Raw genomic sequence first — 14,685 nt, 5'->3', positions numbered from 1 at the left:
CCGGAAATCTATGCGGGATACACAGCAACCACATTAAAAAAAATGAACGATTAATCGCCCTTGCGAGCAAACGTGCTGGCCAAAGGGAGCGAAGCAATCTGACAATAAGTTTTAAATGCGGTTGCCCTGTGATAATCTCGTTTTAGGATACGACAAATTATCCTTACATTTGGAAAAATGTCGCATATGGCAACAAGCAATAAGAAAGAAACCAAGGTTTACTGGGAAACGGCAACGTTATTAGGCGGCAAGGATGTCCTTGGTACCACCGTAAAGACGGAGTTTGATCTTATCGAACTGAGTAACGAAGGGTTGAAGCGCGAATCGCTCGATGCGTTGATTTCGTTTCTAGGTGTCGCAAAGAAATATTTCGTGGAAGAGGTACTCGATCTATCCGTGAAGACGATTGAGCGCAAGCGGCCCGACGATAAGCTGGGCAGGCATACCTCTTCGCATATCATTGAGATTGCCAAAGTGGTGGAGCATGCGGTGGCTGTTTTTGAAGATGAAGACAAGGTGCGCGATTGGTTAACCACGCCCAACCGCTCGATGAACGGCATGCGGCCACTGGAATTATTTCATTTGCCTACAGGCTTGGCGCTGGTCGACTCCATATTGGGCCGTATGGAAGAAGGGGTTTATTCCTGATGCAGCTATACCGCATTGCCAAGACCAAGCAGCGGACCACCGACCTATCCGGCATGGGGGCCTACAAATTTGGAGGACGCTGGAACAATCCGGGCACCTATATGCTCTACACCAGCGAGAACAGCTCGTTGGCTTACTTGGAAAACCTGGTGCATTTCGATGCGGCTATTGTCCCACCGAAGTTGTTTATCATGGAAGTCAGCATCACGGAGAGGCCGGAATTGATTTATACGTTGCCCGATTCGGCCTATCCCAAGCAATGGATGAAACTGGGTCGGCTGGAAAATAAGCGGCTTGGCGACCGTTTGATGCGGGATGCCGATTACCTGGGCATCCGGGTGCGATCGGCCGTCAATCCCAAAGAATTCAATTGCCTATTGAACCCGTTATACCCGGGCTACCACGAGTTGGTGCAAGTAACGTCTGTAGAGCAGCTACCTGTAGACGGGCGCCTCATCCACATCAAGACGGCGAAGTGACCGGCTTGGTGTCTATCTGCCGACCGCGGAACACCAATAGGAAAAGGATGGCCAAAGCCAGGGCGTAGCCAGCAAAGGTAAACCAGATACTCGGCCAGTCACGGATGCCGTCGGCGCTGGTGAAATGGTCGACCACCCACCCGCTTCCATAGCCGCCGATAATGGCACCGAAACCATTGGTCATGATAATGAATAAACCCTGGGCACTGGAGCGGATTTTCGGCTCGGCTACTTTCTCCACATACAACGAACCCGAGATATTGAAGAAGTCGAATGCCATGCCGTAGATGACCATGGAAAGCACCAGCAGGTACAGCTTGTCGGCCGGATTCCCCAGTCCGAACAACCCAAACCGGAAAACCCAGGCGACGATGCTAAACAAGATCACCTTGCGGATGCCGAAGCGGGTGAGGAAAAAGGGGATCAATAGGATGAAGAATGTCTCGGAAAGCTGCGAGATGGAAAGCAACAGGTTGGGGTGCTGCACGCCAAAGGAATCGGGGTATATGGTTTTGAAATCATTTAGGAACGGCCCACCAAACGCATTGGTGATCTGTAGCGCGGCACCGAGCAGGAGTGAAAAGACGAAGAATAGCGCCGTATTTCTCTTTTTCAACAACACAAATGCATCCAATCCCAATGAAGACATCAGCGTTTTTCTACGGGTTTCATCGAGGAAAGGCGGAGATGGTGGAACAGTAAGGGCATAGCCAGCCAGAAACAGGCCAGCCCCGGCCGATACGTATAGCTGGTTGGTGCTTTGGGTCCAACCTAGCAGGTCGACGGCCCACATGGCCACGATGAAGCCCACCGTACCCCAGACACGGATAGGGGGGAAGTTCTTCACTACGTCGAGCTGCCGCCGCGAAAGCACATTGTAGCATACCGAATTGGACAACCCCAGGCTCGGCATGTAAAATAGCGAGTTGAGCAGCATCAAACTGTAAAATGTGCTGAAGTCCGTCACGTTCGCCGCCGCGATCAGCGCACAGGCACCGATGAGGTGCGCGGCCGCATATACTCGCTCCGCATTCACCCAGCGATCGGCCACGATACCCAGCAGGCCGGGCATGAAAACCGAGGCGATGCCCATGGTGGAATAAACCGATCCGATCTGCAAGCCCGAAAAGCCGAGCTGCCCGCCCATATAGCTGCCAAGCGATATGAGCCATGAACCCCACACAAAAAATTGGAGGAAATTCATCACAATCAGTCGCGTCTTTATCGCCATGGCGGTTTAGCTGGGGTTGGTAATCCGTGAAAAATGACTGGAGGACTGCGGGTTCATTCAGGAAGATTTTCTGCGCGTGATCTCATCCCTGATGCGGGCGGCTTTCTCATAAAGCTCATCGGCCAGCGCCTTCGCCAGCGTGTCCTGGAGCTGGTCATCGCTCATGGAAGCGAAAGACGATTTGACATCGCTGGCGACCATGGTCTCGGGGGTATCGGTACCCGATGGTTCGATGTTCTCCAGAAAAACGAAATCATTGCCCTCGATGACGATACCCGCAGAGGCTAAGATAAACTCATAGGTATATACCGGGGCCTTGAAACGTACGGCCAATGCGATGGCGTCTGATGTTCGCGCATCGATTTCCGTTTGTTTATGGCCATCGTTGAAGAGGATTTTCGCATAGAAGATACCATCTACCAAATTGTAGATGATCACCTCGTCGATACGGATATGGTACGTCTCCGCAAACGCCTTGAATAAGTCGTGCGTAAGTGGTCTGCTCGGCTTCATCTTCTCGATCTCGATGGCAATTGCCTGCGCTTCGAACCCACCGATGATGATGGGTAACCGACGACGCCCGGTCACTTCGCCAAGGACGAGGGCATAGGCACCCGATTGGGTTTGGCTGTAAGACAGACCGACGATATCTAATTTAATCTTCTTCATACCTGATTGGATGCAGGATTACAAAGATGCGAATTGTTATCGAAAAACCAATCGTTTAGTTGCCTTTATAAGCTTTTATGGCGGCCGTCAATTTGGGTACAACCTCAAAAGCATCGCCCACAATGCCATAATCGGCCACTTTGAAAAAGGGTGCCTCGGGGTCCTTGTTGATGACGACAATGGTTTTCGATGCACTCACACCCGCCAGGTGCTGGATGGCGCCCGAGATGCCAATGGCGATGTATAGGTTGGGGCTCACGGCAATACCGGTTTGGCCCACATGCTCTGAATGCGGCCGCCAACCCGCATCGGAAACCGGTTTGGAGCAGGCGGTAGCGGCTCCCAGAGCGTCGGCCAATTCTTCGATCATCGGCCAGTTTTCCGGGCCCTTGAGGCCACGGCCCGCCGACACGACTATTTCCGCATCGGGTAGGGTTACCTTGTCCGCTGCACGGACAAGGTCTTGGATGACGGCCCGTAGATCGTCCGCAGGGATGTCGGGGCTGAAAGTTTCAACGTCTGCATGGCCACCCATCTCGCGTAACTCAAATGAATTGGGATTGAGCGCAACCACCTTGTTGGCAGCGGTGAGTTCGGTAAGGGCGAACGCCTTGCCTGAGAATGCTGTTTTTTTGACGGTCAGCTTGTCGCCGTCGATCTGGGGTAGCTCCACCGCGCCATCGGCCAATGCAGCACCGAGCTTGGCGGCCACGCGTGGCGCCAGCCCCTTGCCACTGAATGTGTTGGAGAGAACCACGATGGTAGCGCCGGTATGTTCCGCCGCGGCCGCGACGATAGTTGCATAGGCTTGGTTAATGAATTGCGCGACTTTATCGGAGGACACATCAAGTACCTTGGTGGCGCCGTAATTGCCCAGGGCGGCCAAATCGGCCGCGTCCACGTTGCCGATAGACAAGGCTGTCACCGAGGTGCCCATCAGATCGGCGATGGCTTTGGCATAGGAAACCACCTCGTACGCTGATTTTTTAAACTTTCCTTCCGTATGTTCGGTATATACTAGAACTGACATGTTGTGCTTTTTTGTACTGTTTGACGTATGGTTACTCCTCTAAATCACCCGTGCCTTGTTGTGCAGTAGGTCGACGAGTTTTGCCGTATCATCGGCGTCGACCAGTGTAACGCTGCCCCGCGGCTCGGGCGCTTCGTAGCGGACGATGCGGGAAAGTTCGGCCACCGATATCGGGGGGATGACCTCCAATGGTTTGGTGCGAGCCCCCATGATGCCTCGCATATTGGGGATGCGGGGCTCGGCTACGCCCTCGGCGGTGCCCACGACCAGCGGCAACGGGATGGAAAGCACCTCTTTGCCCCCTTCGATTTCCCGGTCCACGGTTGCCCTGTCGCCATCGATATCCACACGCTTGGCGGTTGACACGGATGGGATGCCCAATAACTCGCCGACATAGGCCGCCACTTGGCTGCCATTGTAATCGATCGACTCGCGCCCGGTAAGGATGAGGTCAAACGGGTGGCTTTTGGCGTAGGCGGCAATTTGGTGCGCAACGAACCACGCATCGCGGGGTGCAGCATCCACGCGCACCGCTTCGTGGGCACCGATGGCCAATGCCTTTCGGATGGTAGATTCGGTAGTGGCTTCGCCAACGTTGATAACGGTGACCTTGCCGTCTCCGCCATCGGTCAAATCGATGGCCTTTGCGAGGGCAATCTCATCATATGGGTTGATGATGTACTGGATGCCCGCCGTATTGAGGGCCGTATGGTCGGCCGTAAACGTAATCTTAGACGTGGTATCCGGGACATTGCTGATGCAAACTAATATATTCATAACGACTGGTTTTCTACAAAAATCGATAAACTTTTTTTATTATGCAAGCATAGTATTTTATTGGGGTGGCTTGCCCACGTCGATCGTATGCTGTATATTTACAGCCATTGCAAAATAAGCCACGATGAATGAAAACACGTCTTCCGCCGGTATGCGCTGGCATTTAGCCATGCAGGCCGAGCGGCCCCTGCAGATTGTGGGTGCCACCAATGCCAACCATGCTTTGCTTGCAGCGCAGGCAGGATTTAAAGCGATCTACCTTTCGGGGGGGGGCGTAGCTGCGGGCTCCCTGGGCGTGCCCGACCTGGGTATTACCCAACTGCCCGACATCCTGGTGGACGTGGAACGTATTACCAATGTATGCCATACGCCGTTGTTGGTGGACGTGGATACAGGGTTCGGCCCTTCGGCATTCAACGTGGCACGGACCGTGAAAAGTTTAATAAAGGCCGGTGCGGCGGCCATACACATGGAAGACCAGGTAGGGGCAAAACGCTGTGGCCATCGTCCGAATAAAGAGCTGGTGAGCAAAGGGGAGATGGCAGACCGGCTGAAGGCCGCCGTGGATGCCCGTACCGATGAGCGGTTCGCGATTGGTGCGCGCACCGATGCGCTGGCGAACGAAGGGCTGGAAGCGACGCTGGACAGGGCGGTAGCGTATGCAGAGGCCGGTGCCGATTTCATCTTTGCCGAGGCAGTGAGCGAGTTGTCCCAATACCGGGCCTTTATGGAGGCAACCGGACTCCCAGTGCTGGCCAACATCACCGAGTTCGGCATGACGCCACTGTGGAGCGTCGCGGAACTGGAAACGGCCGGCGTGGAGCTGGTGTTGTACCCCTTGTCGGCATTCCGTGCCGCCAATAAGGCGGCATCGAACGTGTATAGCCACATCCGCATGGAGGGCACCCAAAAAGCGGTGCTCGATACCATGCAAACCCGTGCCGAATTGTACGAAAGCATCGGATACTATGATTACGAGCGGAAGTTGGATGAACTGTATGGGCATTAATCGTTGGTCTGACCTTGAGGAAGTGAACGAGTAACACACCAATTAGATAACGTGATGAGTGATAACAATCAGCAAACGGGGTTCAAGCCCAAGAAATCGGTGGCTTTATCGGGCATAGCGGCCGGAAACACAGCCCTATGTACGGTGGGCCGGAGCGGCAACGACCTCCATTACCGCGGCTACGACATCCTCGACTTGGCCGAAGGGGCTTCTTTTGAGGAGGTGGCACACCTGCTTATCCATGGACGGCTGCCCACCGTTACGCAGTTGACAGCATACCAGCGAAAACTGAGCGGGCTCCGCGGATTGCCCCAAACCGTGAAAAAAACGTTGGAACAGATACCCGCCGCCGCGCATCCCATGGATGTACTCCGCACATATACGTCGGTGCTGGGTACCATTTGTCCCGAGCGCGACGGCCATTACGCAGCGGGCGCTCGCGACATCGCGGATAAACTTTTGGCCTCCTATGCTTCGGCCCTGTTGTACTGGTATCATTATGCCCATCATGGAAAACGCATCGACGTGGAAACAGATGATGAATCGATCGGGGCGCATTTTCTACACCTGTTGCACGGTAAGGTGCCTTCCGCATCGTGGACGAAGGCGATGGCTATATCACTCAACCTGTATGCGGAACATGAATTCAACGCCTCTACGTTTACCGGCCGCGTGATTGCTGGCACGGGCTCCGATATCTACTCATGCATCACGGGAAGCATCGGGGCATTGCGCGGAGCCAAACATGGTGGCGCGAACGAAGTGGCTTACGAGATCCAGAGCCGGTATACCAACGCCGATGAGGCTGTGGACGATATCAAGGGGCGACTGGCACGCAAAGAAGTGATTATCGGGTTCGGCCATCCGGTGTATACGATTGCCGACCCGCGGAATGTCGTCATTAAACGGGTGGCTCGGCAGCTTTCGGAAGAAGCGGGTGAAATGGGCCTGTTTTCGATCGCGGAGCGACTGGAAACGCTGCTTTGGGAGGAAAAGAAGATGTTTCCCAACCTGGATTGGTTTTCGGCGGTTTCCTACCACCTGATGGATATACCGACCTCTTTCTTTACGCCGTTATTTGTCATCGGCCGCGTAACGGGGTGGGCGGCCCATGTGATGGAACAGCGGGAGGATGGCAAGATCATACGGCCAAGCGCGAATTACACGGGGCCCGAGCCCCTGGCGTTTGTTCCTCTTCGCGAGAGGAGATAGGGCGGAACAGGATGCATACATATAAATAAGGGATAAAATTAACTCATGTCATCACATTATTCAAACGAACATCGGGAAACAGATAAAGCGATCGTAGACATTGTAGACTACGTATTGGATTATAGAATTGATAGCGAACTCGCTTTCCAAACCGCCCACTATTGCCTCTTAGATACCCTGGGCTGCGGGTTTGAAGCGTTGACTTATCCGGCGTGCACCAAATTGCTTGGGCCGGTGGTGCCGGGAACCATTGTGCCCCATGGCGCCAAAGTTCCGGGTACGGCGTACCAGCTGGATCCCGTGCAGGCCGCTTTCAATATCGGCGCGATGATCCGTTGGCTCGATTTCAACGACACGTGGCTGGCAGCGGAGTGGGGGCATCCCTCCGATAATCTGGGGGGAATACTGGCTACGGCCGATTGGTTGTCGCGCACGGCGGTAGCCAGCGGAAAGCCACCCCTTACCATGCATCAGGTGTTGGATGCGATGATCCGAGCCCACGAAATACAAGGTGTTATGGCGCTCGAAAATTCGTTCAATAAAGTGGGTCTCGACCATGTGCTCCTCGTAAAGTTGGCGTCGACGGCTGTTGTGGGTAAATTGATGGGATTGGACCGCGATGAACTGATCAATGCGGTATCGCTGGCTTTCGTGGATGGCCACCCATTGCGTACCTATCGGCATGCGCCCAATACCGGAAGCCGCAAATCATGGGCAGCGGGCGACGCGACCTCACGGGCGGTTCGGCTGGCGCTGATGGCCAAAACGGGTGAGATGGGATACCCGTCGGTCCTTTCCGCAAAGACATGGGGTTTTTACGATGTGCTGTTCAAGGGCAATGCATTCAAATTCCAACGACCCTACGGCTCGTACGTAATGGAGAATGTGCTCTTTAAAATATCATTCCCGGCAGAATTCCATGCACAGACGGCGGTTGAAGCGGCCATGGTCATACATCATAAACTGCATGAACACGGCAAGTCGGCAGCTGACATCCGGCATATCCGTATCCGCACACACGAGGCTGCCATACGCATTATCGATAAGAAGGGACCGTTGCACAATCCGGCCGACCGCGACCATTGTATCCAATACATGATTGCCGTGCCCTTGATTTTCGGAAGGTTGACGGCGGCAGACTACGAGGACAACATCGCAAGCGATCCGCGTATCGACCCCCTGCGCGATAAGATGGAAGCCGGGGAGGACGCCGGCTTTACACAGGATTACCATAACCCTGATAAACGGTCCATTGCCAATGCGCTCACCGTGACACTGGATGACGGTACGGTGTTTGACGAGGTGGTGGTGGAATACCCCATTGGCCATAAACGGCGGCGGGAAGAGGGGATGCCGGTGTTGATCGAAAAGTTCAAAACCAACCTTGCCCGTATTTTCCCGGCCAAGCAGCAAAGGCAGGTGGCAGACTCATCGTTGGATATCAACGTTCTTTCGGCAATGCCCGTACACGAGTTCGTGGACTTGATGGTGACCCCTTAAATCACTACCTTTGCGGCGTAATGTGAAGATACTGGAATATGCCTATTACCGATAAGGACATCATCTACGAAGACAACCATTTGCTTGCCGTTAACAAACGGGCCGGATACCTGGTACAGGCCGATCCGGGTGGTGATGAGCCATTGGAAGACATGGTAAATAAGTACCTCACCAAGAAATACAACAAGCCCAACGGTGCCTTTGTTGGGGTGGTACACCGGCTCGATAGGCCCGTCAGCGGTTTGATTCTCTTTGCCAAGACAAGCAAGGGCTTAGAACGCATGCAGCGGCTATTCAAGGACCGCGCCATTCATAAAACCTATTGGGCGGTGGTGCGCAGGCCGCCGGAAGAGCCGAGCGGGAAGCTGGTGCATTGGCTGTCGCGCGACCGCACCCAGAATATTACGAAGGTACATGCCGAATCGGCACCCGGTCGGGTCTATGCCGAATTGGATTACCAGCTGCTGGGCGAACTCGGCGGCTATTACCTGATCGAGGTATATCCGCTGACCGGACGTACGCACCAGATACGCGCCCAATTGGCTTCCATGGGGTGCCCCATTGTGGGCGACCATAAGTACGGTTACCCGAGAGGGAGCCTACGGCGTACGATATGCTTGCATGCCAAACGACTTTCTTTCGTACACCCTGTCAAGGACGAGCCCATCGAATTGGAAGCCAGGCTGCCCAGGGATGGCTTCTGGGATCGCTTCGAGGTTTTTGAGGTGAACCGTTGAGTTTGAATGGCACCCTGACGGACTTGCATATACAGGCAACTTTAACTAAGTTTGTACCATGAATATCATGAAGCGTTTTTTGGGAACGGTGGCACTGGCGGTTGCGCTGGTAACGGTAGTTCCCGATCGTACAGATGCCCAATGTGCCATGTGTACGCTCACCGCTGAAAACGCTACCCAAAATGGCAACAACCAGGGCAAAGGCCTTAATAAGGGCATTTTGTTCCTGTTGGCCATCCCTTACCTGGCAGCGGTAGGCGTGGGTGTGCTTTGGTATAAGAAATACCGCGGCAAAAAGACCGTGACCATGGACGATGAGCCCATCGTGTTGAACTGACACCCCCATGGCGCGGCACACCTCGAAGATGAAGGCAATCATCGGGTCGAAATGCCCCAAATGCAGGGTGGGGCATATGTTTGTGGGTAGCCCCTATGGCATGAAGCGACAGCGGATGAACGATTTATGCCCCCATTGCGGATTCCGTTTCGAGATCGAGCCAGGTTATTTTTATGCGGCCATGTATGTGAGTTACGGGCTCTCCATGGCACAACTGATTGCCGTTGGGTTGTTGACCTATGCACTTACGGGCAGCGAATCGCCGTGGGTCTACCTCACCACATTGTTGGTGACGATCCTCGTTTCCGCCCCGTTTAACTATCGTTATTCGCGCCTCATCCTGCTCCACTACCTTACGCCAAAGGTCAAATACAATCCGAAATACGAAGACGAATTGGTTTAGAACGGACTCGTGATTTCCTTTAATAGCGGCAGTTGCTTGTCCTTTTCCGAAACGATCAGTTGATCGACCGCCATGGGCCAGTCGATATGCAGGTCGGGATCATCCCAGCGTACACCTACCTCGCCATCTTTATCGTAAAACCCGGTTACCTTATAGGCAAATACGCTATGGTCTTCGAGTGCGAGGAACCCGTGTAGGAATCCGGGAGGGATCCATAGGGCGTGGGCTTGGCCCGCATCGAGGGTGATGGAAAAGGACTTCCCATAGGTTTCGGATTGTTTACGGATATCGACCACGACATCCAGAACGCTGCCACGCAACACCCGGACCAGCTTGCCTTGGGCTTGGGCACCCGCTTGGGCGTGCATCCCGCGCAGTACCCCGCGATATGAATAGGAAAGATTATCCTGGACGAAGGTTTCGCGAATGCCATTTGCATGAAAGGCTTTTTCATTGTAGGTTTCAACAAAAAAACCACGGTCGTCGGGCCAGATTTGCGGTTCGATAACCACAAGGCCGCGTATCGGAGTGGGTTTAAATATCATTCGATTAATCGTTAAGGTATTTCATGAAGCTGTCGAAAAATACGATTTTGCCCGGGTACTGCTCATTGAGCCGGGCTTGTAGGGTGGCCAAACCAGCGGCTTGGAAGGTGGCGATGGCTGCCCTGTCTTTGCTGCGCAACTGTACACAATAGGTGGCGCCGTCGTGCGGCGAATCGAGAAGCTCCAAAAGCGACAACCCACCATCGGGCTCCTGTTCGTTAAATAGTTCGGCGCGGAGGTGTGTTTTTACCGCGTCGCGGATATCATTTTCAACAATGATCGTGACATTGTATAGATACATGCCGCGAAGATACATATTATGTAGAAACCTGAGTTCGATTATTAGACTTCTGAGTCGAAAATAATAATCGAATTCAGGTTAGAAAATTAATCGACTGCGGCAATTTGATAACCGAAGTTAAATGCGGATATTTAGACATGTAAAATTAAGGTTGCATAACCTCCTTTTACCGTAAAATTTTCCACCTTTGATTGACTCGTGAAGGGATATTGTTATTTATGCTGCGCACTGTTTTATTTTTAACTGTCGTTATAGCGGTTTCGTGTGTATTGAAAAGCTGCGATGGCCGGAAAGGGCGGTTGATTCCTGTAGCGGATTTTTTTTCCGAACCGGAGAAGACCGATTTCCGGATTTCGCCCAATGGCGAATATATCGCCTATCTGGGGTTGTATGAGGGCGAGAAAAACATTTATGTCGTTTGTGCGGGTGAGGAAGGGAAGCCCCAACGCATCACATCAGAAACCGAGTGGGGTATCCATTCTTATTTTTGGGCGAACGACGATGAGTTGGTCTTTACCAAAGATAAACGGCACGATAGCCTTCAGATTTTTGCCGTGCACCGAACGACGCTGGCTGTGCGCCATCTGATGCGCCCGTCTACCGTGAAGCTACGTTGGATATCGCCCACCAAAGTAATCGACAACAGTTTCCTGATTTCACTCAACGAACGCGACTCGTCCGTCTTCGATGTATATCGACTTCGTACGGATGCTTGCAAGAAGGAACTCATCGCCAAGAACCCCGGTAACATCATCAGATGGTATGCGGATTTGAATGGGAAATTAAGGCTGGCTCTGGCCAGTGACAGCGTAAACGAGACCATGCTGTACCGCGACAATGAAGGCGAGCCTTTCCGGCCGGTGATGAGCAATAGCTTTAGGAATTCGATTATGCCCCTGGGCTTTTCGATAGGGAAGCGGAGCCATGTATTTGCGTTATCTAATTTGAATCGGGACAAATTGGCGCTCGTGGAAATCGATATGGAAACGGGGGATGAAGTCGATGTGATTTACAGCCATCCCGATGTTGATATTGACCACGGGGGGTACTCCACCGAACGCGGCGAGATGGCCTACGCTACCTATGCCACCTGGAAGCAGCAACGGCATTTCCTCGATACGAAGACCGAACAGGTATATGAGGCTATCGGTAAGAAGCTGGCGGGTTATGAAATCGATATATTGGATCGGGATACGGCCCGTAATCGGTTTATTGTGCAAGCGTTTACCGACAAAGACCCCGGCGCGATATATTACTATGACATGGCAGGGAACGCGCTGGTTAAGCTGGCTGACAACAGTCCGGCATTGCGCGATTGTCTGCTGGCCGAAATGAAGCCCGTGACCTATCAGTCGCGCGATGGCCGCCAAATTAACGGTTACCTGACCCTGCCACCCAATGTGAGGGGCTCAAAAGTGCCGGTGATTGTGTATCCCCATGGTGGTCCCAGCGCCCGCAGTAAATGGGGGTTCAATCCGGTTGTGCAGTTTTTCGCGAACCGCGGATTTGCGGTTTTCCAGATCAATTATAGGGGCTCAAGAGGGTATGGGAAGGCATTTTGGTCGGCTGGGTTTAAAGAGTGGGGGGGCAAGGTACAGGATGATATCACGGATGGGGTACATTGGCTGATTGACGAAGGGGTAGCGGATCCGAAACGCGTCGGTATCTATGGTACGGGTTTCGGTGGATACTCGGCATTGCATGGGGCATGCTTCAATTCGGATACCTATGCCTGTGCCGCCTCCTATGCTGGTTTCACCAACTTGTTTACCTATCTCAAGGAAATCCCACCGCACCTTACGCCGTACCTGCAGATGTACTACGAGATTATCGGTAACCCTGAAACGGAGCCGGGATTGATTAAAGCCATGTCGCCCGTGTTCCACTCGGAGAATATAAACATCCCCGTATTTATCGCCCAAGGCGGGCGAGATAGCCGGAGCGCGGTGAACGAGACCAACCAATTCGTACAGAAACTACGGAAGCGTGACATCCCCATTACGTATATGCTGCGCGAGGAAGAAGGGCGGTATTTTCGGAATGAAGAAAACCGCATACAGTTTTACAGCGAGCTGGGCGCTTTTTTTGAAAAGTACTTGAAATGACGCACCAACGCAATACGTACCGCGCAAACTACCTCTTAGTCAGCGCCTTTATTGTGGTTGTTGTTGCATCGTTTGTCGTAGCCGCATTCCTTGCCCGTGACCTCACCGTAACCTATGTCGAAAACGAGTTTTCCTCGCGGAAAGTGGAGGTGCTCGAATACAATATAGGCCCATTCAACGAATTTTTTCATAACCGTATACCCGAGGTGTCATTCTATCAAGGGTACTTGGATTCGGCCAGTGTGGCGATATATGCCGATAGTGTGCTGCAAACCTATCCATTTGTAGAGCGGATTGTTTTTTATGATGTATCGCTGAGCAATGATGAGGATATCGATTATGGCTTTTCGGCCAACAACCTTGTGGTATACCCGAAAGGGGTTTATCAATACAGCGCACAGAGCAAACGGGATAGTTTATCGACCGTTGTAGACCATCACAGGCAACTGCCGCTGTCGTTATCGGACGATTTTAACAATATGGCCGTGAAATTCGCGGCCTTCATCGAACGGGTAGACACTACCAAGGCACTGCAGGATGACGATATTTTCAAAGTGTTCTATTCGGTAACCCCCGGAAAGATATCTTACATGAATATTCCACGGCGCGACGACCTGAAAACCTATAAGGAATTGATGTATGGCCAACATGTTCCCGGTGCGGTGTATGAGCAGGATGTCGTGACCTATTTTATCAATCCGAACAAGCTTTCGCTGACGAATACCGTACCCGAACTGTACCAGCAGATTCAGATACAGCCATTGGTCTACGAATCGATCGATACCGATCCCAATTTATTAACCACGGAGACCCCGCTTCCGGGCGCGCTGGCCGACTATAAGATTTATTTCAGTTCGAGCAGGCCGTTTTTGCGCTCGGAAATAAACCGCCGTTTTTTGCCGGTGATGGCGGGGGTGGTCGGTATATACATCCTGCTGGCTATCGTGGCCTACCTGATTTACCGTAATCTTTATGTGAATAGGCGGATGTTTAAGCTACAATACGATTTCATCAACAACCTGACGCACGAGTTTAAGACGCCGGTGAGCGTGGTGAAGATTGCCGGCAACAACATTTACAGCGCCAAACAGCTTTCGGACAGTGAACGGCGGCATTACGGAAAGATATTGGATGAAGAGGCAGACAAACTGAATAGCCTGATGAACACGCTGCTTTCTTTCACACAAATTGAAAACAAATCGATCAAGATGAAGCGGGAGCCCGTCGATTTGCACGAATTTTGTGATAAAGTATTGGCAGCCACGCGCATTAAGTATGACGATTTGGATATCCGTTGCGAAGTGAATGCGAAAAGAAAGTTATACGTAGACCCCGTGTTGCTAGGCAGCATCTTTCAGAATTTGATTGATAATGCCTATAAATATTCGAAACCTGCCAACAAAGTGTTGGATATCAGTATAAAACAGGTTAAGAAACAGGTATTTATGCGGTTTTCCGATAAGGGTATCGGCATTGCAAAAAAGGAGCAGGCACACATATTCAAGAAGTTTTACCGCGTGCAAAACCAATATAACCAAAAGGGCAGCGTAGGTTTGGGGCTTGCATTTTGCAAGGAATTGGTTAACTTCATGGGCGGAAATATTACCGTGGAGAGTGAATTGGGGCATGGTACCACATTCAGTATCGTATTCCCTATGGATTGATTGCCGTAGCGGGGTTGAAGTTTTAAATGAAAGGGTAT

16 protein-coding genes are annotated in these 14,685 nt (G+C 52.3%); 10 read left to right on the top strand and 6 right to left on the bottom strand.

Translation table 11 applies throughout. The annotated features are described in order from the left end of the window. The first annotated feature begins 186 nt into the window (after window positions 1–186). Entirely contained in the window at window positions 187–648 is a 462-nt protein-coding gene (gene parS / locus ACO1NT_RS09625) for a type II RES/Xre toxin-antitoxin system antitoxin (protein WP_449048411.1), read from the top strand. Continuing rightward, complete coding sequence (locus ACO1NT_RS09620; RefSeq protein WP_449048410.1) at window positions 648–1,127, top strand: RES family NAD+ phosphorylase; 480 nt, start codon at window positions 648–650, stop codon at window positions 1,125–1,127. Before parS ends, ACO1NT_RS09620 begins: the two co-directional genes overlap by 1 nt. On the opposite strand, the gene ACO1NT_RS09615 is transcribed toward ACO1NT_RS09620, so the two are convergent. The 4 genes from ACO1NT_RS09615 to ACO1NT_RS09600 are packed head-to-tail and all read right to left on the bottom strand — an operon-like array spanning window position 1,111 to window position 4,834. Further along, complete coding sequence (locus ACO1NT_RS09615; RefSeq protein WP_449048409.1) at window positions 1,111–2,358, bottom strand: nucleoside permease; 1,248 nt, start codon at window positions 2,356–2,358, stop codon at window positions 1,111–1,113. The two genes, ACO1NT_RS09620 and ACO1NT_RS09615, sit on opposite strands and share 17 nt — an antisense overlap. Before the next feature lie 57 nt (window positions 2,359–2,415). Next, complete coding sequence (locus tag ACO1NT_RS09610; protein WP_449048408.1) at window positions 2,416–3,027, bottom strand: bifunctional nuclease domain-containing protein; 612 nt, start codon at window positions 3,025–3,027, stop codon at window positions 2,416–2,418. A 55-nt stretch (window positions 3,028–3,082) separates the two neighbouring features. Further along, window positions 3,083–4,057, bottom strand: a complete 975-nt coding sequence (locus ACO1NT_RS09605; RefSeq protein ID WP_449048407.1) for an electron transfer flavoprotein subunit alpha/FixB family protein — start codon at window positions 4,055–4,057, stop codon at window positions 3,083–3,085. Between the two features lie 39 nt (window positions 4,058–4,096). Beyond that, window positions 4,097–4,834, bottom strand: a complete 738-nt coding sequence (locus ACO1NT_RS09600) for an electron transfer flavoprotein subunit beta/FixA family protein (RefSeq protein ID WP_449048406.1) — start codon at window positions 4,832–4,834, stop codon at window positions 4,097–4,099. A 124-nt stretch (window positions 4,835–4,958) separates the two neighbouring features. On the opposite strand from ACO1NT_RS09600, the gene prpB reads away from it, so the two are divergent. Genes prpB through ACO1NT_RS09570 form a run of 6 tightly spaced genes read left to right on the top strand, consistent with a single transcriptional unit; the run spans window position 4,959 to window position 10,032 of the window. Continuing rightward, window positions 4,959–5,843: a methylisocitrate lyase gene (gene prpB, locus ACO1NT_RS09595; RefSeq protein WP_449048405.1), complete on the top strand. Its 885-nt coding sequence runs from the start codon at window positions 4,959–4,961 to the stop codon at window positions 5,841–5,843. A gap of 54 nt (window positions 5,844–5,897) precedes the next feature. Next, on the top strand, window positions 5,898–7,055 hold the full coding sequence (gene prpC, locus ACO1NT_RS09590; protein WP_449048404.1) for a bifunctional 2-methylcitrate synthase/citrate synthase: 1,158 nt from the start codon (window positions 5,898–5,900) through the stop codon (window positions 7,053–7,055). Window positions 7,056–7,100: 45 nt separating this feature from the next. Next, window positions 7,101–8,555, top strand: coding sequence for a bifunctional 2-methylcitrate dehydratase/aconitate hydratase (locus ACO1NT_RS09585; RefSeq protein ID WP_449048403.1), 1,455 nt, complete (start codon window positions 7,101–7,103; stop codon window positions 8,553–8,555). Window positions 8,556–8,593: 38 nt separating this feature from the next. Next, the gene (locus tag ACO1NT_RS09580; protein WP_449048402.1) at window positions 8,594–9,292 is read left to right on the top strand and encodes an RluA family pseudouridine synthase; all 699 of its coding nucleotides are present in this window, start codon (window positions 8,594–8,596) and stop codon (window positions 9,290–9,292) included. 58 nt (window positions 9,293–9,350) lie between these two features. Then, window positions 9,351–9,629 (top strand): hypothetical protein, encoded by a 279-nt coding sequence (locus ACO1NT_RS09575; protein ID WP_449048401.1) that lies wholly within the window; start codon window positions 9,351–9,353, stop codon window positions 9,627–9,629. A 7-nt stretch (window positions 9,630–9,636) separates the two neighbouring features. Beyond that, window positions 9,637–10,032: a DUF983 domain-containing protein gene (locus ACO1NT_RS09570; protein ID WP_449048400.1), complete on the top strand. Its 396-nt coding sequence runs from the start codon at window positions 9,637–9,639 to the stop codon at window positions 10,030–10,032. Here ACO1NT_RS09570 and rfbC read toward each other — a convergent pair. After that, window positions 10,029–10,577: a dTDP-4-dehydrorhamnose 3,5-epimerase gene (rfbC, locus tag ACO1NT_RS09565; RefSeq protein ID WP_449048399.1), complete on the bottom strand. Its 549-nt coding sequence runs from the start codon at window positions 10,575–10,577 to the stop codon at window positions 10,029–10,031. The genes ACO1NT_RS09570 and rfbC overlap by 4 nt on opposite strands. A gap of 4 nt (window positions 10,578–10,581) precedes the next feature. Further along, a complete protein-coding gene (locus tag ACO1NT_RS09560) occupies window positions 10,582–10,878 on the bottom strand; it encodes a DUF4286 family protein (RefSeq protein ID WP_449048398.1) in 297 nt (98 codons plus the stop codon). Window positions 10,879–11,147: 269 nt separating this feature from the next. On the opposite strand from ACO1NT_RS09560, the gene ACO1NT_RS09555 reads away from it, so the two are divergent. Beyond that, window positions 11,148–12,983 carry a prolyl oligopeptidase family serine peptidase gene (locus ACO1NT_RS09555; RefSeq protein ID WP_449048397.1) on the top strand — a complete coding sequence of 612 codons (1,836 nt, stop codon included), beginning with the start codon at window positions 11,148–11,150 and terminating at the stop codon, window positions 12,981–12,983. After that, window positions 12,980–14,647, top strand: a complete 1,668-nt coding sequence (locus ACO1NT_RS09550) for a sensor histidine kinase (protein ID WP_449048396.1) — start codon at window positions 12,980–12,982, stop codon at window positions 14,645–14,647. Before ACO1NT_RS09555 ends, ACO1NT_RS09550 begins: the two co-directional genes overlap by 4 nt. Window positions 14,648–14,685: the final 38 nt, after the last annotated feature.

The organism is Parapedobacter sp. (assembly GCF_053550995.1).
The sequence above is the reverse complement of the archived record's forward strand: the minus strand, read 5'-3'. Positions and strand labels throughout refer to the sequence as shown.

What these genes read in the sequence shown, in the direction of transcription:
- parS (WP_449048411.1), top strand. Translation starts at nt 187, where the DNA reads ATGGCAACAAGCAATAAGAAAGAAACCAAGGTTTACTGGGAAACGGCA.
- ACO1NT_RS09620 (WP_449048410.1), top strand. Translation starts at nt 648, where the DNA reads ATGCAGCTATACCGCATTGCCAAGACCAAGCAGCGGACCACCGACCTA.
- ACO1NT_RS09615 (WP_449048409.1), bottom strand. Translation starts at nt 2,358, where the DNA reads ATGGCGATAAAGACGCGACTGATTGTGATGAATTTCCTCCAATTTTTT.
- ACO1NT_RS09610 (WP_449048408.1), bottom strand. Translation starts at nt 3,027, where the DNA reads ATGAAGAAGATTAAATTAGATATCGTCGGTCTGTCTTACAGCCAAACC.
- ACO1NT_RS09605 (WP_449048407.1), bottom strand. Translation starts at nt 4,057, where the DNA reads ATGTCAGTTCTAGTATATACCGAACATACGGAAGGAAAGTTTAAAAAA.
- ACO1NT_RS09600 (WP_449048406.1), bottom strand. Translation starts at nt 4,834, where the DNA reads ATGAATATATTAGTTTGCATCAGCAATGTCCCGGATACCACGTCTAAG.
- prpB (WP_449048405.1), top strand. Translation starts at nt 4,959, where the DNA reads ATGAATGAAAACACGTCTTCCGCCGGTATGCGCTGGCATTTAGCCATG.
- prpC (WP_449048404.1), top strand. Translation starts at nt 5,898, where the DNA reads ATGAGTGATAACAATCAGCAAACGGGGTTCAAGCCCAAGAAATCGGTG.
- ACO1NT_RS09585 (WP_449048403.1), top strand. Translation starts at nt 7,101, where the DNA reads ATGTCATCACATTATTCAAACGAACATCGGGAAACAGATAAAGCGATC.
- ACO1NT_RS09580 (WP_449048402.1), top strand. Translation starts at nt 8,594, where the DNA reads ATGCCTATTACCGATAAGGACATCATCTACGAAGACAACCATTTGCTT.
- ACO1NT_RS09575 (WP_449048401.1), top strand. Translation starts at nt 9,351, where the DNA reads ATGAATATCATGAAGCGTTTTTTGGGAACGGTGGCACTGGCGGTTGCG.
- ACO1NT_RS09570 (WP_449048400.1), top strand. Translation starts at nt 9,637, where the DNA reads ATGGCGCGGCACACCTCGAAGATGAAGGCAATCATCGGGTCGAAATGC.
- rfbC (WP_449048399.1), bottom strand. Translation starts at nt 10,577, where the DNA reads ATGATATTTAAACCCACTCCGATACGCGGCCTTGTGGTTATCGAACCG.
- ACO1NT_RS09560 (WP_449048398.1), bottom strand. Translation starts at nt 10,878, where the DNA reads ATGTATCTATACAATGTCACGATCATTGTTGAAAATGATATCCGCGAC.
- ACO1NT_RS09550 (WP_449048396.1), top strand. Translation starts at nt 12,980, where the DNA reads ATGACGCACCAACGCAATACGTACCGCGCAAACTACCTCTTAGTCAGC.